Source organism: Halobacteriovorax sp. RT-2-6, from assembly GCF_047085025.1.
Classification (GTDB): domain Bacteria; phylum Bdellovibrionota; class Bacteriovoracia; order Bacteriovoracales; family Bacteriovoracaceae; genus Halobacteriovorax_A.
Genome location: NZ_JBKIYH010000001.1, coordinates 44,535 through 66,983, shown reverse-complemented (window position 1 = coordinate 66,983; position 22,449 = coordinate 44,535). Strand labels below are relative to the sequence as shown.

At 37.7% G+C, this 22,449-nt stretch carries 16 protein-coding genes; 4 read left to right on the top strand and 12 right to left on the bottom strand.

Annotated features, from left to right (window positions below):
- Positions 1-2,364, bottom strand: a complete 2,364-nt coding sequence (locus ACMAYS_RS00285) for an ATP-dependent Clp protease ATP-binding subunit (RefSeq protein WP_412462513.1) — start codon at positions 2,362-2,364, stop codon at positions 1-3.
- Between the two features lie 138 nt (positions 2,365-2,502).
- On the opposite strand from ACMAYS_RS00285, the gene ACMAYS_RS00280 reads away from it, so the two are divergent.
- A complete protein-coding gene (locus ACMAYS_RS00280; protein WP_412462512.1) occupies positions 2,503-4,215 on the top strand; it encodes a mechanosensitive ion channel family protein in 1,713 nt (570 codons plus the stop codon).
- A gap of 4 nt (positions 4,216-4,219) precedes the next feature.
- Here ACMAYS_RS00280 and ACMAYS_RS00275 read toward each other — a convergent pair whose 3' ends face one another.
- Together ACMAYS_RS00275 and ACMAYS_RS00270 are read right to left on the bottom strand one after the other, a co-directional pair.
- Complete coding sequence (locus tag ACMAYS_RS00275; protein WP_412462511.1) at positions 4,220-6,526, bottom strand: penicillin acylase family protein; 2,307 nt, start codon at positions 6,524-6,526, stop codon at positions 4,220-4,222.
- Between the two features lie 9 nt (positions 6,527-6,535).
- On the bottom strand, positions 6,536-7,939 hold the full coding sequence (locus ACMAYS_RS00270; RefSeq protein ID WP_392992213.1) for a TonB-dependent receptor: 1,404 nt from the start codon (positions 7,937-7,939) through the stop codon (positions 6,536-6,538).
- Between the two features lie 50 nt (positions 7,940-7,989).
- Between ACMAYS_RS00270 and ACMAYS_RS00265 the strand changes: the two genes are divergently transcribed.
- Positions 7,990-8,280: a (2Fe-2S) ferredoxin domain-containing protein gene (locus tag ACMAYS_RS00265; RefSeq protein WP_103217000.1), complete on the top strand. Its 291-nt coding sequence runs from the start codon at positions 7,990-7,992 to the stop codon at positions 8,278-8,280.
- 203 nt (positions 8,281-8,483) lie between these two features.
- Here ACMAYS_RS00265 and hemB read toward each other — a convergent pair whose 3' ends face one another.
- From hemB to ACMAYS_RS00235, 6 genes are all read right to left on the bottom strand, one after another.
- The gene (hemB, locus tag ACMAYS_RS00260) at positions 8,484-9,473 is read right to left on the bottom strand and encodes a porphobilinogen synthase (RefSeq protein WP_412462510.1); all 990 of its coding nucleotides are present in this window, start codon (positions 9,471-9,473) and stop codon (positions 8,484-8,486) included.
- A 3-nt stretch (positions 9,474-9,476) separates the two neighbouring features.
- On the bottom strand, positions 9,477-9,908 hold the full coding sequence (locus tag ACMAYS_RS00255) for a SufE family protein (RefSeq protein WP_103216998.1): 432 nt from the start codon (positions 9,906-9,908) through the stop codon (positions 9,477-9,479).
- A 42-nt stretch (positions 9,909-9,950) separates the two neighbouring features.
- Positions 9,951-10,202: a hypothetical protein gene (locus ACMAYS_RS00250; protein ID WP_103216997.1), complete on the bottom strand. Its 252-nt coding sequence runs from the start codon at positions 10,200-10,202 to the stop codon at positions 9,951-9,953.
- A 30-nt stretch (positions 10,203-10,232) separates the two neighbouring features.
- On the bottom strand, positions 10,233-11,138 hold the full coding sequence (locus ACMAYS_RS00245; RefSeq protein ID WP_103216996.1) for a ParA family protein: 906 nt from the start codon (positions 11,136-11,138) through the stop codon (positions 10,233-10,235).
- 42 nt (positions 11,139-11,180) lie between these two features.
- Positions 11,181-15,800: a hypothetical protein gene (locus ACMAYS_RS00240; RefSeq protein ID WP_412462509.1), complete on the bottom strand. Its 4,620-nt coding sequence runs from the start codon at positions 15,798-15,800 to the stop codon at positions 11,181-11,183.
- A 190-nt stretch (positions 15,801-15,990) separates the two neighbouring features.
- Positions 15,991-18,852 (bottom strand): tail fiber domain-containing protein, encoded by a 2,862-nt coding sequence (locus ACMAYS_RS00235; RefSeq protein ID WP_392992221.1) that lies wholly within the window; start codon positions 18,850-18,852, stop codon positions 15,991-15,993.
- A gap of 204 nt (positions 18,853-19,056) precedes the next feature.
- On the opposite strand from ACMAYS_RS00235, the gene ACMAYS_RS00230 reads away from it, so the two are divergent.
- Positions 19,057-19,953 carry a hypothetical protein gene (locus ACMAYS_RS00230; RefSeq protein ID WP_412462508.1) on the top strand — a complete coding sequence of 299 codons (897 nt, stop codon included), beginning with the start codon at positions 19,057-19,059 and terminating at the stop codon, positions 19,951-19,953.
- On the opposite strand, the gene ACMAYS_RS00225 is transcribed toward ACMAYS_RS00230, so the two are convergent.
- From ACMAYS_RS00225 to ACMAYS_RS00215, 3 genes are all read right to left on the bottom strand, one after another.
- The gene (locus tag ACMAYS_RS00225; protein WP_158246795.1) at positions 19,950-20,102 is read right to left on the bottom strand and encodes a hypothetical protein; all 153 of its coding nucleotides are present in this window, start codon (positions 20,100-20,102) and stop codon (positions 19,950-19,952) included. The two genes, ACMAYS_RS00230 and ACMAYS_RS00225, sit on opposite strands and share 4 nt — an antisense overlap.
- Before the next feature lie 147 nt (positions 20,103-20,249).
- Positions 20,250-20,936 carry an FKBP-type peptidyl-prolyl cis-trans isomerase gene (locus ACMAYS_RS00220; protein ID WP_103216992.1) on the bottom strand — a complete coding sequence of 229 codons (687 nt, stop codon included), beginning with the start codon at positions 20,934-20,936 and terminating at the stop codon, positions 20,250-20,252.
- A gap of 90 nt (positions 20,937-21,026) precedes the next feature.
- Entirely contained in the window at positions 21,027-21,497 is a 471-nt protein-coding gene (locus ACMAYS_RS00215; RefSeq protein WP_103217557.1) for a ribonuclease H family protein, read from the bottom strand.
- 245 nt (positions 21,498-21,742) lie between these two features.
- Between ACMAYS_RS00215 and ACMAYS_RS00210 the strand changes: the two genes are divergently transcribed.
- Positions 21,743-22,423: a M14 family murein peptide amidase A gene (locus ACMAYS_RS00210; protein WP_412462507.1), complete on the top strand. Its 681-nt coding sequence runs from the start codon at positions 21,743-21,745 to the stop codon at positions 22,421-22,423.
- Positions 22,424-22,449 lie beyond the last annotated feature (26 nt).

Below are 22,449 nucleotides of genomic sequence, written 5' to 3'. Positions count from 1 at the left end.
TTAATTAATTGTAAACTGAGAATCTTTATAATCAATCTTTAAGTCTTTTTCTTCTAGGTCATGTGCCATTATCTCTTTTGATAAAGGCCTAGTAACGAGTCTGTTAAAGATTGATGCCAGAGGTCTTGCTCCATAGGCTTCGCTATACCCTTGCTCATTAAGTTTCGCACGTACACTTTCAGATAGATCAACTTTAAGTTTACGTCCAAGAAGTCTCGAGTTAAGTAAGCGTACTTGCTTATCAATTAGCGAGTTCATAATTGAGCGATCAAGAGCATTGTATGTCAGAACAGCATCAAGACGTCCCAACACTTCTGGTTTAAATGCCGTTTCTACTTCTTTCGCATTTGTAGTGACAAGAATAATCGTATTTTTAAAATCAATCGTGCGACCTTTGTTATCTGTGAGCCTTCCATCGTCGAGAATCTGTAACAAGATATCGCCAAAATCATGATGGGCCTTTTCAATTTCATCAAATAGGATCACTGAATAAGGGTGACGTCTTACTGCTTCAGTTAGAACACCACCCTCTTCATAACCAATATAACCAGGGGCCGCTCCAATGAGCTTACTCACAGAGTGTTTTTCACTAAACTCTGAGAGGTCAAAGCGAATTAAGTTATCTTGTGTATCAAACAAGAACTCACAAAGGGCCTTTGCTGTTTCCGTCTTTCCCACACCACTAGGACCTTTTAGGAGGAATGAACCTAGTGGTCGAGAAGGGTCAGTAAGACCAGCGTGGGCCGACACAATTGTATCAGCTATTTCAGTCAAGGCTTCCTCTTGTCCGTAAACACGAGACTTTAAGAATCCTTCAAGCTGTAAAATTTGCGCTTGTTTAGATTTAAGGATTTTCTCAACAGGAATCCCTTTTTGTCTTGAGATCACAAGTGCAATATCCTTTGTCGCTAGAACCCAATCATGATGGCAAGCTTCTAGTTCTTTTTCAACTTCAGGAAGTTGAGAATATTTAATCATTGATGCCTTTTCATAGTCCTGATTTCTTTCAGCTGCCTCAAGCTCAAAATTTAAGCGATCGCGCTGATTCTTTAACTCGGAGACTCTTTTAAGAGAAAGAACTTCTTCTTCCCATGTACTTTTTTGTGCATTGAAAGTTTTTTCTAACTCTTCGACTTCCTTAGCAAGCTTTTCATTATCCTTATCAATCTGCATATTAACTTTCTTAGAACGAATATCCGCTTCTAATTCAACCAGCTTAGCAGGCATAGCTTCGGCAGAAAGTTTAAGAGCACTTGCTGCTTCATCAACTAAGTCAATTGCCTTATCAGGAAGGTTCTTATCCGTAATATACTGATCAGATAAAATGACAGAGTTATAAATTGCATCATCAGAGATCTTAATTCCATGGTGGATTTCTAGCTTCTCACGGATACCCATTAATATTTCAATTGCATCTTCTTTTGAAGGCTCATTTACAGGTACCGCACGAAAGCGCCTCTCAAGTGCACTATCACCTAGAATATACTTTTGATATTCTTCATCAGTCGTTGCACCAATACAATTTAGCTCACCTCTTGCTAGAGCTGGCTTTAAAAGATTGGCGGCATCCATCGCGCCATCTGTCTTACCAGCACCAACTAATTGGTGTATCTCATCGATAAATAGGATTGAAGTGGCCGCATTTTGCTTAATATACTTTAAAAGCTTTTGTAGACGTTCTTCAAATTCACCACGAAATTTTGTTCCGGCCATCAAGGCCCCCATATCAAGGGCATAGACAGTTTTACCTTCTAGTACATCGGCGACAGTCCCTTTAACAATCATTTCAGCAAGGCCTTCAACGATAGCTGTTTTACCAACACCGGCCGGCCCAACTAAAACAGGGTTATTCTTTCCACGACGTCCTAGGATTTCCATCACGGCACGAATCTCTTTAGAGCGACCGATGACAGGATCAAGCTTGCCTTCTTGGGCCATTTCATTCAGGTTCGTCAGGAAGGCAGGAACCTCTTCTTCGTCTTCATTCATAGCAGAGTTAAAGACATTCGGATCGATATTGAGACTGGAGAGGGTTGTCACAATATGCTTTAGAAGATCAGTTTCTGTTACTTCCTGACGGCCTGATTGAATAGCATTGGAAGATGCCAATGTTAGCCACTTACTTAGGCCAGCAGTTGGTCTAACATTATCAAGTGAAACTTCTTGAGAAGCTTGAGGTAAGCGCTCAACTTCGGCCTTAATATCTTTTAATTTATTCTTTAGTGCTCTTGATGAAAAAGAAGAAGGATTTTTCACCAGCCCGTAAGCAAGGTGCCACTCAGATAGTTGAGTATTCTTCTTTTCCATAAGAAGAGATTGGGCAATATCGAGACTGCCTGCAACGATTGAATCGTACTTATTCATAAAAATTCCTCCACGCAATTTTATGGGTATAAACACCTAAAATTATGAGGTATTTTTCCCCTTCTACTATAAAGATGGGACGTGTTTTATAATTGTCAAGGTAACCAAAATATTTTTTTCGAAATAAATGAGATTATTATGAATAAATTTTTTCTTCAGATTTTTCTAATCCTAGTTTTAATTTTAAAGGCACAGGTATTTGCCCAAAAACTACCACCTCTTGATCTAAGCTCACCACGATCGACGATGAATTATTTTTTAAAGTCAATGAAGGCCTACAAGCTTGGAAATGAAAGAGGGCTCGATCAAGCAATACTTGCGCTTGATGGCCGCCATATTCCAGAGACAGTAAAAGATTTTAAGCTTAAAGATTTCTCACGAACTCTAATCACTATTTTTGATCGTATTGAATATATAGATGTAAAGAAGATCCCACGAAAGGTAGATGATGGAGTTTGGTACTACCGTAAAGAAGTCGTCCAAGTAGAAAATAAAGATCACAATGTTGAGATATCAATTCGCCAAGTACAACGTGGCGATAAGATGGTGTGGCTATTTACAAAGGAGACGATGAACTCCCTTCGCTTCTATGACCTCTCTCTTAAAGGTAAAAAAGTTGCTAAGGATGTCGTTTACAGCCAATCCCCTAAGGATCGATTAAAAGAATACCTTCCAGCATGGACATTTCATCAGCGCTTTCTGCTTTTAAATATTCACTGGATTTTGCTTCTTGTAATTACTCTTTTAAGCTTTATCGTTGACCGAATCATTCGCTACTATATTGCAGCAAAAACAATTTCAATTTTAAAGAAAAGAAATATCACTTTTACAGAGAAGCAACAAAATAGACTAACCTCTCCTTTTGGTAGTCTTGCTTTTGCCTATGTGTTTCAAACGCTAGCAACATGGATTGATCTCCCTGCAGATGCACTCGTTCTTGTCGTTAAGGCCTGTGATATTGTCATGGCAATCTCAGTGGTATTTATCCTAAATCAACTTCTCACTGTCATTTGTCTCTATCTAGAGGACAAGGCACGTGAAACAGAAAATAAATTTGATGATATTGTCGTTCCACTTATCAGAAAGACTGCCAGATTTTTTATTTACGCAGTTGGAATCATCTTCATTGGAGATGCACTCGAGCTAGATATGAAATCAATTCTTGCTGGTATGGGGATTGGTGGTATCGCCTTCGCTCTTGCTGCCAAGGATACAATCTCTAACCTATTTGGTTCATTTACAGTTCTCTTTGATAACCCATTCACAATTGGAGATTGGGTAAAGATTAATAATGATATCGAAGGTATTGTTGAAGAAGTTGGTATGCGCTCAACTCGTATCAGAACATTTCACAACTCCCTGCTATCAGTTCCAAACGGAAACCTTATCAATGCCAATATCGACAACCTTGGACGCAGAAGATATCGTCGCTTTAATACAACTCTAGGTATCGATTACGCGACTCCTCCAGAAAAGATTGAAAACTTTTGTGAGAGTATCCGTCAGATTATCGTTGCTCATCCAATGACAAGAAAGGATAACTTCCAAGTATATTTTAATTCAATGGGAGCAAGCTCTCTAAATATTCTTGTCTATATGTTTTGGGAAGTTCCAAGTTGGGATGACGAATTAAATGAAAAGCATAAATTCTTATTAGATATTTTAAGAGCGGCCAAGAAGCATGGTATTAACTTTGCCTTCCCGACCCAAACTCTTCACGTTCAACAAGACCCAGGCGTAACTTATACGCCAGAAAATGTGGACTTCAGTCGTTCTCAGCAGGTTGCAAGTGAGCTTGTGAGCGATAGGTGGAATGCACCTAATCGCTCTTCACAATTTAGACTTAAATAAACTTCTATAATGGCCTTAGAGTTAAGACTTTAGGGCCTGATTTCTTCATTAAATCAAAACTAAAGATTTGTGTACGATACTCATCATTCATAAAGCGTTCTCTCTGATTATCATAATAAGGAGAAAGCATATGCCCAGAGTTTCCTAATGGAAGGATCCCGTAAGAAATATCGACATTAGCAAAGTCAATTAGTCGACGAGTACTTGGTCCTGTCACCGGAGTGTGTCCTGCTTCACATGAGACACGACGAATATGGTTGATACTATTGATAGATCCGTTGGCCTCATATGGGCCCTGATTGAATATTTTCGCAAGAAACTCATTTTTTCCAAATGGGTGAGGCATTGTTAGCTGATGAATAAGTCCCCAGCGCCACTTGCTGACATCATCTCCAAGCTCTTGCTTTAGATAGTTCACGGCCTCTTTAAATGCCATTGAAATGACCTGGTCACGATCTTCAATTGGTGCAGTCTTTTCAATATCCCACCAAGAGTTATCTGGCATTTCAAGTAAGCGGTAATAATAAATCCAAGAGTTAATGGCCTTACAATACTTAACGTAGTCCTCACCCATCTCATCCATTAGAAGCTTACGAATACGCATATTTGTTTCATGAAATATTGTCGGTCCAACCTGTTCTTTGCGAGAATGACCTTTCCAATCCATAAAGAATTTTAAGGCCTCTTCTTCAAGAGCAGTCATTGGATATTTCTTTAGCGCATTATTAATAATTTTTTGCATCCTACGATTATTCGTACTGAAGCTTGCAGTTTGAACCATCTTTTGAGAATCCATATCCCAATTATCTCGAAGCTCAAGTGACTTTAAAATAGTATTATAGCGATTATCTGAATGCCAACCACCACGGTGATAGATACCACTTTTCATTGTCTTTGGTGCATCATTAGCGGAAACAACAAAACCATTTTCAGGATTAATCTCATGAGGTTTCTCATCAAATGTATAGACCCCTAGAATCTTGCGATCAGGTGTTTGAACAAGATCTGATTCAAATGGATGTGATCTTTTGTAACTATCCCCCATGATAAGTCTTGCCACATTCCCATCAGCATCCGCATAGACAATATTAAGGCCAGGTGACTTAACGATACTTGTGGCCTTCTTTATCTCTTCAAAGTTTTTTGCACGGCCAAGACCATAAAATCCCTCAATAGGCTTGTTACCTTCTTGAAAGAAACTGAAGTGGGCCGCAATATTCTTTGCGTCTTTGTTTACGGCCTGAACGATTTCATTAACAACAGGACCCTTCTTACTCCACTTGATTTGGAAATTGATTGACTCTTCTCCCTTCACTTTAATCAAAGAGTCTTCAACTCGTACAATTTCAAAATCATCTTCTAACTGATAAAGATCAACATCATCTGTGTAACTAATAGTTAATCCCCAACCAAGTTTTCGATTGTGGCCCATGGCCGGAAATGGAATAAGTGGTAGGAAGTGGCCATACATATGAAAGCCCTCTTCCTTATTCTTAATATTTGCTTCATACCAAATATTAGGTGCAGAAAAATTGATATGCGGATCACTTGCTAGGATTGGTTTTCCAGACTTCGTCTTCTTTCCAGAGATCGCCCAAGCATTTGAGCCAGTAAAAGTACCAATTCCTTTTAATAATGATTCGTAGTCAATAAAGCTTGCATCAACGACACGTCTTACACGCTTAGAGAAATCAACCTCATTATTAGCAAAGAGATACTTAAAATCACGATGCTTAACATTTGCCATAATATTTTGATAAGCAACTTCATTTCTCATAAATGGCGAAAAGCTATAATTTAAGTAAACGAAGACACCATAGATATCTTCGATATCAATTTTCTTAGGCTTTATTCCCAGTAAGAAAAATTCAATCGGCCTAACATTATTTTCAAGATAGTAGTTATAGCCGGCCATAAAAGACTCAAGATCTTTTCTCACAACCGGATCAAGAGAGGCCAAGATGCCATCACGAATATACTTAGAGTTTAAAGTACGAAATAATTTATCAACAGCGACAAGATCTGGCCCAAGAATTTCTGCAAGTCTTCCCTGGCCAGCACGACTAATTAGCTCATATTGAAAGCTTCGATCACCGGCCATTGAAAAGCCTAGAGCATAATTCATATCGTGACGAGAGTCTGCTTCGATATGAACAACTCCTTCATGATCACGATAGATCTTAGTGAGACCATTTAGGCCATCAACTTTAAGACTACCATGCATTACTGGAAAAGATCCCAATAGCATAAAGTAGACGCTTGCTATGATTAATATAAGAAGGCCTGCAATAATACTTAGAATCTTTTTCATGATGTTCTCTTAATTTTTAAATAAATTATTACTCTTAACTAATTCAACAACTTCTTCTGGAAGCATTTTTTCCCAGCCGCTCTCGCCGCTTGAGATCATCTCAATAACTGTACGAGACCAGATTCCTGATGCTTCATGATCATAACCTTCAAGATCGACAATTAACTTATTTTCACGAAGATACTTAACAAGAAACTCAAGAGACTTGTCATAAGTTACATCAGCAAAGCTTAGGCGATTTTTTGCATCATTATCATCTGCACATGGATAAAGATATAATTTAGTATTAAGGCCAAATAATTCACCTAATCCACCTAGGATCCCAAATGAAGTATCCTCATAATGCTTGATATTTAAAATCTCATTTAAATTATAAGTGTTAGTAATAAACGCAATTTGATTCTTAGCAATTGGCTGTAAGAACTGATTGAGTTCGAAGTAAGAAGCGAAGTTTGTAATTAAAACTTTTTGCTTAATTTTTGCAAGTAAATCAACACGAGCTAAAAAATCAGCGTTATCAATTGAAGATGAACGAGAAAGTAATTTTGACATTGAGATCTCAGAAAGAGTCACAACATTCTCACACTTCTCACTTGTGCATAAAAGCTCACGCCCTACTTTAAGCGCATCAACATTTCCCTTTGTTGGCGGCCTAAAAGAGCCTCTTAAAACAACAAGTGGCTTTCGATATAAGTAATCTTTGATTTGAACAACTTTACCATTCTCATCAAACATAACAGCAGAAGTAAACTTTCTCTTAACAAGTTCTAAAGAAAGAATACGAGGATCAACTCCATCAAAGGCCGGACCTTTAACGTCAATCATATCAATCTTAAGACGACTAGCAGATAAGTTATCCATTAGAGATGAAACAAGATGAGATGAATCATTTGAATTATAAAAACAGCTGTGGATCATATTCACACCAAGAAAACCAATGGCCTCTTGTTGCTGAAGATTTTCTTGATCAAGCATATTAACGTGAATGATTAAATCAGAAGGAGCTGCCCCTGCTTGATGTTGGAAACGTACACCAAGCCAACCATGACACTCTCCGCGACCAGAGTAACTTTTTGCTGCAACAGTATCAGCAAAGCAAAAGAATTTTGTTCCCTCTTCTCTTTGATCTTTAAGACGCTTGTACATTTTTGTGAATTCTGTCTCTAACATCGTATGTAGACGTCCTTGAGAAACATAACGTCCAGATGTCTCGACACCGTAAATAGCATCCGAAATTTGCATATCATAAGCAGACATCGTCTTAGCAACAGTCCCCGCTGCACCGCCAGCTCTAAAGAACTCACGAGCAACTTCTTGTCCTGCACCAATTTCTGCGAAACTGCCGTAAATTTTATTATCTAAATTAATTTGTAATGCTTTTTGTTTTGCTGATAGAATTTGGCAAAAATCCATAGTATAAATCCTTAAAATTTTTTAATTATAATAACAGCTTAGGACTCTATATGGCAAAAGAACACGACACGAATCTCTTTAAAAAACACATCTTTATTTGCAAGAGCTGTAAGAAGAATGATTGCCCTATGCTTGATGATGCCATGGCATTAAAGAGCGAGTTAAAGACATATTTCAACGAAAAATATGGAAAAGGTGTCGTTAGAGTTACTTCAAGCGACTGCCTTGGAAAATGCCGTGAAGGTATCCATATTGTCAGTTATCCAGAGGCAAAGTGGTTTAAAGATGGCACTAAAGAGTCGGCCCAGAGCCTAAAAGACTACGTAGATTCAAGCATTTAGAGTAAGTTCACAAAAAATTGACTTAGTTTTATCAAATATTATCCGATAATAATGATATAATTTCCTTAGGAAAGGAACCAAGGAGTGATTATGTGGATTCCTGTTATTATCGTTGGTATTTTAGTTGGAATTGCTTCAGTGAAAGAGAAGCAGGCCCGCGAGAAAAGAGCTAAGGCCTACATCCCTATTAAGGTCAAATAAATTTAGTTTTTGGCAAATTGAACGGCCACTTCTTTAGCGAAATACGTTAAAATCATATCGCATCCAGCGCGCTTAAAGCTCGTAAGCATCTCCATTGCTACGGCATCACCATCAACCCAGCCATTTTGAGCTGCTGCTTTAACCATGGCATATTCACCAGATACATTATAAGCGGCAACAGGTAGATTAGTGCGCTCTTTCATTTTAGCAATGATATCTAGATAGCTAATACCTGGCTTAACCATTAAGATATCTGCCCCCTCTGCTTCATCAAGCTCAATCTCACGTAGAGCTTCGATAGCATTGGCCGGATCCATCTGATAAGTCTTCTTATCACCTGCTTTAGGAGCACTATCCAGAGCGTCTCTGAAAGGCCCATAGAAGGCTGAAGCATACTTGGCCGTATACGACATAATTTGTGTATTTGAGAAACCTTCACTATCCAGGGCCTCACGGATAACAGCAATTCTTCCATCCATCATATCTGATGGACCAATGATATCACTTCCCGCTTGGGCCTGAGCAAGTGCCATCCCTGCTAGAATATCCAGAGTTTCATCATTTAAGATCTCACCTGTTTTTTCACAAACAAGTCCATCATGACCATCACTTGAGTATGGGTCCATGGCAACGTCAGTCATGATAAGCATATCAGGACATGCGTTTTTAATATCTTTGATTGTTTTTTGTAGAAGCCCATTTGGATTCTTTGATTCTGTTGCAAAACGGTCTTTAATAGAATCATCAAGCGCAGGAAAAAGAGAAACGCATTTAATGCCAAGGTTCCAAAGCTCTTTCACTTCCTTTACAATTAGATCGCGTGAGTAGCGATTAATCCCAGGCATTGAAGTTACAGGAATCGTTTGATTTTCTCCACCTACGATAAAAAGTGGCATAATCAGATCATCTACTGTTAGCGTTGTTTCACGCATTAGAGATCTCATGGCGTGATTCTTTCTATTTCTTCTTGGACGAATATTATTTAAATACATAGATTATAATCCCATTTGAATTTTAGTTTTATAAGCAAGGGCATACATTGAAATTTGCTTGATCATACTTGAAAGTCCATTCGCACGAGACATTGATAAGTGCTGGCGAAGACCAATAGTATCTAAGAAGTCAGGCTTAGTTGCGAGAATTTCATCAGGTGTAGCATCTGAGTAGACACCAACTAGAATTGAAACAATCCCCTTTACGATGGCCGCATCACTATCGGCACGAAAAAAAACTTTTCCATCTTTAAGCTCTGGAATTAGCCAAACTTGAGACTGGCATCCTTTAACTTTATATTCTTCTTGTTGTAAATCTTCAGGTAGGGACTCCATCTGTTTCCCGCGAGAAATGATGTGCATGTAGCGATCTTCCCAATCACCAAATCCATTAAATTCTGAAATAAGTGCGTCAACTCTTTCTTGTATTTGCAAAATGAACTCCTTAAGTCAATATGAGTCGGAGTCTAGCATTTTTTAGATAATGCGTGAAGCAAACTCCACTACTTTTTCAATTTGAGCGGCAATGTGGTCAATAAAGTTTTGAAGGGCAATGAAAAAGCCGTAATTTCCAACCTGATTTGTTAGCATCGCAATCATTGAGTCCAGAATATCAAGATACGGCTGCAAACCAAATTTCTTGACTAGTAATTCGATATAAGTAGCGACACCTTCCACGTCACGTCCTTCGTTTGTTACAACATATAATGGGTTCTTAATAGTGGCCACGAAAGCTCCTTTTTTGTCTCTTAACTATAGTTATAAAGTCGAATCATTCCACGAATCAATTAAATTTGCGATTTTATTAAATTGTTCATGAAGCGGCTGATATTCCTTAGAATTATAAGCATAAATTGATTTCTTAGCGGCCTGTGATTTCACTATTTGGGCCTTATTAAAGAATGGAGCAATGAAGCGGTCATCTCCAGTTACTTTACGAATCAGTTCCTTAATCTCATCAAGATCACTCTCTTCTTGCTTACGTCTCGTATCCATTAGATTCGGAATATGAGTGATGATCTCTGGAAGCTTCACTATATCCATATCTTCTATGTCTGATAACATCCCATAAAAATGCTCTAGCCCCTTCATTGAAAAATCATCTGGTCTAAATGGAACAATCACTCCATCACTGACGCAAATACTATTAACAACTAAAAGCCCAAGAGTTGGTGGACAATCAATAAGAATATAATCGTAGCGTTTTCTTAATCCCGCTTGTTCTACATATTTTTTTAGAATTGTTTGTCTTGGAGAATTAATGGCAGCGACACATAATTCAAATCCAGATAATTCTTGGGCCGCCGGAAGTAGATCAACACCTAACTCGGACTTGAAAACAACTTTTTCGAAAATCGTTGAAGAATGCAGATGCTTAAGTTCTTTAATTGAATTAAGAAGCAGATTGAAAATACTAATACTCTCTCTACTTTCTTCATGACCAAACAAGTAACTCATATTCGCTTGAGGGTCCATATCAATAACAAGAACTTTGTGACCTTTCTGGGCCAAGGCATGGGCAGTATTAAAACACATTGTTGTTTTACCAACCCCACCCTTTTGATTAAGAAAAGATATTATCTTTCCTTTACCTAAATCTTCTAAAGTATTTGTGCGATTGCGACCAAAGAACATAACCTTCTCCCAAGAATCATTCATTGTCATGATGCTTAAAGATTATATCATAAATTTAGAAGTGGGTACCAATTAGTCATACTGATTTGGATCAAGTTCGATAACACAACGCAGACCAATTCGACTACTTGCCTCAGTATCTGGAAGAAACTCAAATGCGTACACGCCAGCACCCGAAAGACTTGAATAATCACCACCACTTGCCATACTTCCGTTAACTCCACCAGTATTGTCAAAGATTCTAAAGATCTCATCATCGTGAAGTTGTGAGTTAGTGATACCAGCAGTCGATCCGATTCTTAGAGTATAATCATTAATAACACTTCCTGGCATAGCATCTTCAGTAGCTTTTGCTGCATTTGAAATAGGAATACCGAAAACATAGTTAAAATATCTTGCACTATAATCAGAAACATTTTCAAATAAATGACTTTCAAGCTCTAGGTCACAATCATTGTCGCCATCAGAGTCATTACATGGCCCAATGAGTGAATCCATCAGATAATCACCTGTCCCACCATAGATATCAGCTTTAGTTGAAACAATTGAAGCAAAAGAATAAATATTAGCATTGAAGCTATAGGCCGTATTAGAAATCTCAGAAACGTTTCCTACAGCATCTTGAACACCAAAGGCAGATGTACAATCTTGCGTGAATACAGAACCTGTATGCAAAGAGCGAATTCCTGAAGAATTTGTTCCAGGAATTGTATGAATATCTGATGAGCTTAAGTTATCAATATCCATGAACGAAGACTCAAGCCCACTTGCTAATGAAGCATTACACTTACTTGAAGAATTAAGCGCAAGTCCTCTTTCCACAACTTCAACATTAGCATCAGAAGTCGCTCTAACATCCCATGCACTATAAGCAATTTGCTCATCACGAGTTGGCAGCTTATAAGTAGTAGCAGCACCATAACCAACGATCGTTGGAGCGCCAGTTAGTGTTGTACATGCATTAACAGCACTAGAGTTAGTAATATTAGTTAATGGTGGCAAGAACGACTGGAATGCAACAGCAGAGTCTAAAGTCTGAGTTGAAAAGTTTTGCCAAGTTCCGTTTTTAACATAACAAGTACCAGTTGATCTTTCATAGAAGATTGATCCGTCAGGACCATCATAGGCTCCAAGATTTTGGGCCACACACTGTCCATCAGTTGTATCACAGCTTGTTTTTGAATAAGGGCATCCCATTTCAAAACGAGGTACAAGTAAGTCCTTACCAAAGTCATAGACAGAACCAATCGTTCCAAGAGCTGAGGCAGTATCACCAAAGCCTTTATACTCACATACATAGTTACTATCGATAAACGAATCAGAATGCATCATCTCACACGCCTTCTTATTAACCATCCAGCGATGTACAAATGCAAAGTTTTCTTGAGGTGCAACCACAGTTAGTTTTGCAACATTATTATTAGTTGTAATCTCTAGAGATTCATTATCCCCTAGCTGATTAGTGTAGCTAAGAACTGGTCTAACTTCATAAACATAAGTGTGGTTTGGAACAGGAGCTAAACGCGAGTTCTCACCGTTATCAACATATGTATTTGACGAAGTAATAAGTTCTCTATTTAGTGGATTGCTATAATTAAACGTATAAAGAGGGCCGGCCTTCTTACGATATACATTGTAGCCTTGAATTGCTCCAGAAGTACCGACAGTGAAATTCTCCCATTCAAGGTTCACTCTAGAAGTACCATGATAAGGAATCCAATTTGATCCATCTGAATAAAAACAATCCTGACCAGTAGTTGCCTGATAAGCAGTATTAAATAAGAATTTTCCGTTATTATCACTTGCAAGTAATGTCTCAGTTTGAGAATTGAAAACAACACTTACAGAGCTAGCATCACCTGAATCATATGTTACATCACCAATACAACTTGCACTTCCAAGATCATCACAAGTTGTTGTCGTATCTTCTAAAAGTCCATCAGTTGTGTAGTCGCGATTAACCTCTGAGATATTACATGCAACAGACTTATTAATTAGTACCCAATCACTTGAAGTCGTTCCAGTTGAATAATAACAAAGATTTCCTGCCGTACGGTAAATAGCACCAGCAGAATCAGGTTTTACATTTGATGTGTTTGGAGCAACCGTTCCATAACACTCTTTTCCACCGTCACACTTAGTAAGAGAATGTGAACAAGTAAAGTTTGATTCAACACGAATTCCAAAATGGTTAACCTTTGTACCAAGGGCCTTTACATCTGCCCAACCATGATGAGCAACTGTCTGCGGCTCAACTCTAACTTTGAAAGAAACAGAAGTTCTCGGTGATCCAGTTCCATTATCCACAAGATCAAATGAAATCGTTGTCTCACCAAATTGAGATGCCGTTGGGATCATTTTTATTCTTAGAATTTCATTAATAGAAATTCCATTATCAATTACACCACTTGCCATAGCACCATTTACAGCAGCAAGATCTCCGGCTTCACTATATTCACCATCTAGATCAGTATCTTTTAAAAACTGAATATTCATTGGCTGAATCAGTACATTATTAGTTGAAACAACATTTTCAATTGTTACTGTTTGAGAAGCTTCATTGATACTTCCACCTTCACTAATAATAACATTATCAATAATAATATCTTCTTTTTCACCAACGATAACATCACTCATGTAACTAGCGTTTTGAGTACCGTTATTAGAGGCCACTGACCACTCGTCTGTATCAATTGATTCATAACATAGGCCGTTTGTGCGATCAAAATAAATGACAGGGTCATTACTTACGTGTGACGTAGGATTGAAGCTAGGTGCTCCATTTCCAATACAGTTATTTACACCACACTCGGTACGTCCAGCGCGGCGATTATATACAGAATAATTACAAATAACAGGTGCATCAGATGTTTCAAGAACAACAACATCAAGTGTTTGAACAACAGACTCCGCATTACTTGAATCTCTTACAACAAATTGGAAATCATCAGGTGTACCTAGCGTATTAGCGCTATTACCATTGAGGGTTTCGTATAAACATGTAATTGCACCACCTGAAGAAATTGCACAATCCTTAATTGTCCCCTCTGTTCCTGAGACAGAGCTTTGTCCGGCCATCGTATTAATACGACTTCCGCTACCATCGATAAAATAAACAGTAAGAGTCGATGTTGTATTATCGACATCAGAAACACTACCTAATGAAATCGTTTCACTTACGCTATTCCAATCAGAAGACTCATTCATTGTATGCGTAAATGGCCCACCTGCAACAACTGGCGGATCATTCTTAGCATTGATAACAACATTGATATAACCTGTTGTATGGAAATCTGCCATACTCGTTAAAGGTAATGGTGAGTCAGAAATTTGATATTCTACTGTATAGACACCATTAGCATCTCCATCGAAGTAGAGATTACAATAAGTGGCATCATCAACACTATTAGCATGAAAGTTATCTCCAGGAGCACCTGTACATGAACCTTGGATATCTGAATAATTTGTTAAATTTTTAAATTTATAACGGAGATCTGAACTTGGAAATCCCATATAAGAATCATCTGATGCAGTTGGAAAGTAAAAACCAACGGCAGTTTGGGCACCTGGCGTTCCTGTGCTATCTTCATCCACTGTAACAGTGATAATATTAGCAGCAACAGGCTCATCATCGACTTCAACAATTCTTGCAGAAGCAACACCAGTATTAGAGTACTTTCCATTTGCATAGATTTGATACTCAACCATGGCCTCTGAAGAAGCATTAAAGTAATCTGTATTTGCTCTAAAGGCTAAAGTACACTTACCTAGCGAACAGTTACATGAAATTGATGAGTTTTGGACACTTGCATGAATTGAGTTAGCACTACAGAAAGTTGCAAAGTCTCCATCATAATCAAAATATCCAGAAACTGGAATTTCATTTACTTCACTATCAAAAACAAAAGTAATTAAGTCATCTTCGCTTACTGTCGCAGACCTTGTTGCAGCAACACTTGGTGATTGATCAACATTTGTCACATCAACATATAATCTTGAAACGGCACTATCACCATCATCATCACTGATATAGAAATCAATATATGATGAACCATTAATATGGCGTGATGGTTCAATATCCATTGAACAAGTACCACTAATACATTCACAAGTAGCACCTAACATTTTTATTCCAGGAGTTGGACTCTCTGTTGTGTTAGGCCCAGTAATTGAGGCCACGATAATTGGGTTAATCAATGAACTAGAATTTATAGCATTCGTAATTTGAAGTGAAGTTGAAAATCCAGAATCAATTTGTACTGTGATTGTATTTGTTGCAATTGAAACAAGTTCTGATCCTGCAATAACAGAAGGATTGTCCACAAGTTCAATATATAGATCAGCATAGTTAATTGCATTTTGCCAAGTATTAACTCTTTCAAAAGTCATTGAACCAATTGTAATCGATTGATTAAGGCCTGAAGAGCTATTGACGATCGTACATGAAGTTGGGATTCCCCCATTTTGATCAGTAAAAGAGATTGGAAAACTTGTCTTAAGCGCATCTTCCATCATAGAGACTGAAGTTGTCGTGATAACTGGAGCTTTGGGAGATACATCTAGAACACAACTTCTTGTGATCTCATCGAAATAGTGTCCATCATCACAGCTTGCCTGCTTCAAAGAATTCATCTGCGGTGTACAACCGATGAAAGCACTTAAAAATATTGTAAATAAAAGTAAACGATTCATTATCTTTCCCAAGTATCCCAATAACTTATCGCCAAAATATTTCTTAACTTTAAATAAAGACAAACAAACACTTATGTTATTTCAATATTATAGAAGATAGCTGATCCCGCCTCTATATTTATGTAATTATGGATACTTAGATATGCACTAAAGAATGAAAACGCCTTAAATAACTGACAGGCGCTCTCTTCTATTTGCAAAATTTGAAACTTTGATTAAGCGAGCAAAGTGCTTGCCTCATTTCTTCATTTTCTTCTTTAAGCTTATTATTTTCTTCTTTTAGTGTAGCTATCTCACGAGTATTTGTTGCCAACTGAACTTCAACACCTTCACTCATAAGCTTATACATGGAAATATTCTTATCTAGCTCTTTTACAGCTTCAATAAGTGGCGACACTAAGACTGCATAATCCACAGATAGCCATCCATCTGCATTCTCAATGACGGCCGTTGGAAATTGCGCTTGAACATCTTGAGCGATTACACCGATTGAGTGCATTCCAGGAGAAAGTGATTTTTCATTCCAATCAAATTCAACCCCCTTTAGTGCCTTAATCTTATCAAGTGCATTTTCAATTTCGACAACATTATCTTTTAATCTTTCATCAGATGTACAGTTCGTGGCACCGGCACCACCTCCAAGCGTACAGTCTGTTGCACCTTGAACTCTTAGATTGCCTACGACATGAAATTGCTCTGAAGGTGTCGTTGTTCCAACTCCAACACGACCTGCTGCCGTAACAGTCATACGATCAGTATTTGCTGTAGTGATTGTAACAGGAAGGCTTGAGCCAACTGCTCCTGCTGAGTTCATATTTCCAAGCTTTATACCAGTTCCATTATCTACAAGAACTTCAAAATTATTAAGCGTTCCACCTTTAAAAACAACATTATCAATTCCACCTTGAGAAATAATCTTTTGTGCTGAAGTAACTTGACCAAAGAATGCTGAACTTGTCGTTGCATCACCTGCAATCGTATTAACAGAAATATTTCCAAAATCCACATTACCAGTGACAGTAATATCACTGTCAAAAGTAGCGGCGCCCGTAACCTGTAGAGCTCCATTTACAACAGCATTTCCATTATTTGTAAGTACGCCTGTATTTACAAGGCCACCTGTTGAAGTAATTCCATTTCCTTGAATTGTCCCACTTGCTGTTAAATTTGTTGTTGATAAATTTCCGGTATGAGAAAGTGTTCCGGAAACAACAGTACTACTTAACTGAGAAATACCTGTAACATTCAGATTGCCTGCAAGTTGAGTACTTCCACCAACAACCATCTGGTAACCCGATGTATTGGAAACGGCAGAACTACCAACTAATAGCCTTCCATTATTTGTCAGTCTCATATTTTCTTGTTGAGTATTAGAAGTATTTGCAGTTGTATAGAAATTCAATTCAGTACCAAGATTTGTCGCACTAAAATTTTCTGTCGCAGTTGAGCGAATACTTGCAGTATTAACTATTCCACTACCAGTATCTCCACCAAAGTTTAAGAGACCTAGAACATCGTTAGTTGTTGTCATCGAAGGTGCAGTGATTAGACCTTGTGAACTTGCAAGATTAATTGATGACTGATTTCCACCATAAGAATAGAATTGTCCACTCGCATCTCCAGAGTCACTACGAACATCAATTTGAGCAGTCGCATTGAATGTTCCAAGATTTGATGTGTGCCCAAATGAAAGAAAACCATTTGCATCGTAGAGAGCAAAATCTGAAGATTCAGATTGAAATGCAATATCACCAGGTCCAGAACTACCGGCCGTTATTGTCGTCGTTCCAGAATTAGTCATATTGATAGCATTAATATTTGTAATCCCAGAACCGTCCCCTACAAATGCAGCAGCTGTAACAGTCGATGAAACATTAAAGTTTCCATTTATTCCCGAGTTACCATAAACGTAGAACAGATATAGTGGATTAGGAATACCACCAACTGATGTTCTCCCTGAAGAGTCGATATAGAATTCAGCAGAATTCCAAAAAGATGAAGTTAAACTATCTCCGTCTCCATCAACATCGATAAAGAAGTAATTCATCCCACCGACATTAGTGTTACTTCCGTATACTCCCATCGTGGCATTATGCTCTTGTCTTAAACCAAATGATAATGCCCTTGCCCAACTAGATCCTAAACCAGAACTAACATTTCCACCAACATGCAGTAGAATACTTTCTTCAGCAGTAGTAGGGCCTGCAATATTTCCACTTACAGTTAATTTTGAAGGGCCTTCATAAGGATCATCAGAAATTGTAACTTTTCCACCTGAACCTACTCGTCTAATATGTGAACCACTAATATCCCAAGGGCCAGCATAACTACCATTACTTAATTGCAGATCCCACTTATTAGTCGATTCATTAAAGCGAATGATGTCCCCAGCAGTGAAGGTTTCAATATTTCCATCACCATTTAGATCACCGACAACTGGTGCTGCATCATTAACAACATAGAAGTCACCATTATTAACTCCTGCTACAGAAGGTGGTGTAACTCCTCCTCCAGCATCAAGAATTAATCGACCTAAGTAGTTTGAGCCACCAAGGTAATCAACAGCAACCCAAGCTGATCCATTATACTGTAAAACTTGTCCTGCACTAGATGCGCCAAGAGAACTCAATTTCGAATTCGTAATTGCTCCATCTTGAATTTTACTTGTAGAAATCGAACTATTTTGGACATCAAAACTTACAGATGTCACTGTTTGTCCAAAGGCATCTGTAACAATAAGGTCATAAATAAAGCCACCAACGATCTTTAAACCATTAGGTACTCCTAACCTCACCATATTTGCTGACTTTGATAAAATATTTAAATTAATAACTTGTGGGCCATTCTTTGTTTTAACAGCACTTATTGTTGAAAGGTTTGTCCCATTAAGAATCAATTGATTTGAAGAAACTTCAATAAGTGTAATCTGATGTCTTTTAGTAATATCAGAAGTGTCTGATGAATCAACGTTATTGCGAGCGGTATTACTCACCGGCTTACACGCGACAAAAAGTACAACGAAGAGAATGTAAAATGCATTATTAAGTTTCATATCCATAAATCCCTAATTTCATATCGGAGATTAATAAATAAAGTTAAACTATTAATATTACTATACCAAAGCACTTGGTTATCAATTGCAAATAAGGAGTATTTGCCAATGATTTCTTAAACTTGTCATTGGTTATAAAATACTTATATGAATAGCGTTCAAAGATTTTTGCAAACTCTTTTAGTCACAATTACATTTCTATCAATGGCCACAGCGTCCTTTGCCGAAAAGTATGACCTCAATACAAACCTAATTGTTATTCAAAATATTGCTAATGATGGAATGTCTTTTGTTATTCGAAAAGGACGAGTTGATAATATTGTAAAGGGACAAGTCTCTCTATTTTCTTCGAAGAAGATTTCTTTTACGGCCCGTGCTATCTCCATAACGAAAGAATACTCTCAGTGGATTGTGACTGATAATAATATGCGCGTGCCTTTTGAAAAAGGTCAAATTGTTACAGTTAACTACTCTCCTGAGCGAGTATGGTTAGAAATCCCTAAAATTCTTGGAGATGCAAAATACAAACAGATGCTAGCAGAAGAAGAGATGTCTCTTAGAGAAAAACAATTTCAACGCTATGATAATCGATTTGAATTTTTCTACGGGAAGAATCAAGGCTTAAGTGAATCGACAAGTTCAAGTATTAATAATGATGGAACGAGAACTGGTGACACGTTTCAATTTAACTACGCCATCCCTATTAATCAAACTTTTCAAACAATCATAGGATTTCGCTACGATCTAGACCTTCTGACACTTCTAAATCCAAATGTTGAGCAGGAAACCAAAAGAATGATGGGGACAGCGGCCTTAAAAATTTCATTTAATAATAGTTGGAGTTATCGCTTCAGCTACTTTATTTCACTAGGCGCAGGCTTTGGCCGTTCTGAAACGAGTATCCAAGATACAGTTAGAGTTGGAAGCGCAATGCTTCTTCCATCAGTCAGCTTAGGTCTTGAGTATAAGGTTTCAACTTCTCAATCACTTATTTTCAAAGCTAATTTTGATGCTATCCAAACTGATGAAGAATTCGCAGATGGCTTCCAACAATCGACAGATCAAACAATGTTTGGCCTATCTGTAGGATATGCCTTTTAAGTATCACCTTCACCATCATGAGGAATTGAAGGCTTAATCAATATCCTAATAATATAAGCAAAGAATGATTCTTTCTCTCTTTTATGCTTAAAGAAAGAAGCTTCAGAGACAGGTTGTAACAATAAGGCAATCAGTAGAATTACTTTCATCTTTCCTCCCTAATTAGAAACAATAGTAAAAGGAAAGCATAACGAAAATTGAATGTCATTTGATGTGAAAAAAAATAGGCCTTCATTAAGATAACTTAAGAAGGCCTATACTTTATCGACTTTTTATTTGATTAATTCGATTAAGAATTATTTCTTTGCAGCTGGAAGAACTTCGATTAGTTCAACTTCGAAAGTAAGTGTTGCGCCACCAGGAATTGATGGAGGAGCACCTTGATCACCATAAGCAAGCTCAGATGGAATTACTAGCTTAATTTTTCCACCTTCACCAATAAGTTGCATCCCTTCAGTCCAACCTTTAATAACTCTGTTAAGAGGGAATTCGATTGGCTTATTTCTCTTATAAGAAGAATCAAACTCAGTTCCATCTCTTAAAGTACCTTTGTAATGAACTTTTACAGTATCTGTTTCAGTTGGCTTCTTTGCAGAACCAGCTTCAATGATCTTGTAAGCTAAACCAGATTCAGTCTTCTTAGCACCTTCTTTAGCAACAAATTCTTCTAGGAATTTTGCACCTGCATCTTTTTCTGTTTTAGATACTTCGCTCATTCTTTGGTTTACGATATCTCTAAATTTAAATGCAAATTGTCTTGTATCAATATCAGTTGCATCTTTAGTCATACCGTCACGAACACCTTGAACAAGGTTATTCATTTCTCTTTCAGTAAGTTTGAAATCCTTAAATCTCTTTCCGTAAACATGTCCAACTGAATAGAAGATTTTATCATTTTCAGTCTCAGGCTTTACTTCCTCTTTCTTACCACATGAAACAAATAGTAATGGCGCGATTGCCATTGTTGCTAGTAGTTTCTTCATTTAACATCCTTTGTCTAAATTTATTGAAGTCTTTTTACTAATTAATATTTATATAAATAGATTAAAGTGCTTTGGTCTGCTTTTCAAGCCTTAAATATTTTCATCCATTGCCTTATTGGCCAACATATCGCAGTGCTCATTTTGCGGATGACCACTATGTCCTTTTACCCAACGAAACTGAAGATTAGAAAAACGTCCTGCCACTTCATCAAAACTTTGCCACAGCTCAATATTTTCTGGAGTCTTCTTGTCGGCTTTTTTCCAACCACGTGCCTTCCAACCAGGAACCCATTTCGTAATTCCATCAACAACATATTTCGAATCACTATAAAGGAAAGCGGCATGTCCATGATCTAGCCCCATCTCTTCCAATTCATTCTCTAGTGACTTCAATGATTCAATGGCACCAGTAAGCTCCATTCGATTGTTAGTTGTCTGATACTCGAAGCCAGAGCTTTCAAAGAAAACGACGCCATCTGGATTTTGTCCCATTGCCCCCCACGCTCCAGGTCCAGGGTTTCCACGACATCCACCGTCACTATAGACAGTGTAGGCCCCCATGGCCTCCATTGGTATACTGAAGTGTCCATTGCCACTTGCAACGCCATTATCGACATCCTCAAGGAGCTCGACGCTTTCGCGAAGCTGAGCAATTGCATCATGATCATCTTGTGTATCAAGTACACTTTCTAAATATTCTAAAGTTTTTAGTATGTTTTTCTTTTTCATTACTTAAGTATTCCTTTTTAAAGTCATAAGTATAAAACTTCATTTACAAAAAAGGAAACTTCCACCACAATTTCTTTATGGAATTTATTAAACTAGAGTCTGGAAAAACAGTTAACAACCTTGAAATCGAAGCTTTTAAAAATAAAGTTGATTCACCTCGCTATATCTATCTGATGGCAGGAGTTCATGGAGATGAAATCGAGGGAGTTCACTGCCTAAAAGAAATCTTTTCATGGCTTAAGACTGAGGTTGAGACAGATCTACCTCTAGTCGTTATTCCTATTGTCAATAAAGATGGTGTTAATGCAGGAACGCGCGTTAATGCTAATGGTGTTGATCTTAATCGAAACTTACCTACTCAAAGCTGGGAAAGTGAATTCGAAGAAGATAAGTACAATCCAGGAAGTGCTCCATTAAGTGAGCCTGAAAACCAATTCCTAAATAAGCTCTTTAATGAGTATCCTCCGGCCTTTATTTTATCAATTCACTCATGGAAACCAATTGTAAATTACAATGGTGACTGTAAGGATGTTGCGCAGCTTTTGGCCAAACACAATAATTATCCAATTGCAGATGATATCGGCTACCCAACTCCTGGCTCACTCGGAACTTACGGAAGTGTTGAGCTTGGAGCACCTGTACTTACATTTGAATGCCCAACAGTAGACACTGGTGTAACTGTTGAAGAAGTGTGGCAAGAAAATGAAGTCGGATTCAAAGAAATGATCACATCAGGAATTCTGAAACGATTCCTCTAAAGGTTAATTTACTCTTCTTAAACAAA

What these genes read in the sequence shown, in the direction of transcription:
- ACMAYS_RS00285 (WP_412462513.1), bottom strand. Translation starts at nt 2,364, where the DNA reads ATGAATAAGTACGATTCAATCGTTGCAGGCAGTCTCGATATTGCCCAA.
- ACMAYS_RS00280 (WP_412462512.1), top strand. Translation starts at nt 2,503, where the DNA reads ATGAATAAATTTTTTCTTCAGATTTTTCTAATCCTAGTTTTAATTTTA.
- ACMAYS_RS00275 (WP_412462511.1), bottom strand. Translation starts at nt 6,526, where the DNA reads ATGAAAAAGATTCTAAGTATTATTGCAGGCCTTCTTATATTAATCATA.
- ACMAYS_RS00270 (WP_392992213.1), bottom strand. Translation starts at nt 7,939, where the DNA reads ATGGATTTTTGCCAAATTCTATCAGCAAAACAAAAAGCATTACAAATT.
- ACMAYS_RS00265 (WP_103217000.1), top strand. Translation starts at nt 7,990, where the DNA reads ATGGCAAAAGAACACGACACGAATCTCTTTAAAAAACACATCTTTATT.
- hemB (WP_412462510.1), bottom strand. Translation starts at nt 9,473, where the DNA reads ATGTATTTAAATAATATTCGTCCAAGAAGAAATAGAAAGAATCACGCC.
- ACMAYS_RS00245 (WP_103216996.1), bottom strand. Translation starts at nt 11,138, where the DNA reads ATGACAATGAATGATTCTTGGGAGAAGGTTATGTTCTTTGGTCGCAAT.
- ACMAYS_RS00240 (WP_412462509.1), bottom strand. Translation starts at nt 15,800, where the DNA reads ATGAATCGTTTACTTTTATTTACAATATTTTTAAGTGCTTTCATCGGT.
- ACMAYS_RS00235 (WP_392992221.1), bottom strand. Translation starts at nt 18,852, where the DNA reads ATGAAACTTAATAATGCATTTTACATTCTCTTCGTTGTACTTTTTGTC.
- ACMAYS_RS00230 (WP_412462508.1), top strand. Translation starts at nt 19,057, where the DNA reads ATGGCCACAGCGTCCTTTGCCGAAAAGTATGACCTCAATACAAACCTA.
- ACMAYS_RS00225 (WP_158246795.1), bottom strand. Translation starts at nt 20,102, where the DNA reads ATGAAAGTAATTCTACTGATTGCCTTATTGTTACAACCTGTCTCTGAA.
- ACMAYS_RS00220 (WP_103216992.1), bottom strand. Translation starts at nt 20,936, where the DNA reads ATGAAGAAACTACTAGCAACAATGGCAATCGCGCCATTACTATTTGTT.
- ACMAYS_RS00215 (WP_103217557.1), bottom strand. Translation starts at nt 21,497, where the DNA reads ATGGGGGCCTACACTGTCTATAGTGACGGTGGATGTCGTGGAAACCCT.
- ACMAYS_RS00210 (WP_412462507.1), top strand. Translation starts at nt 21,743, where the DNA reads ATGGAATTTATTAAACTAGAGTCTGGAAAAACAGTTAACAACCTTGAA.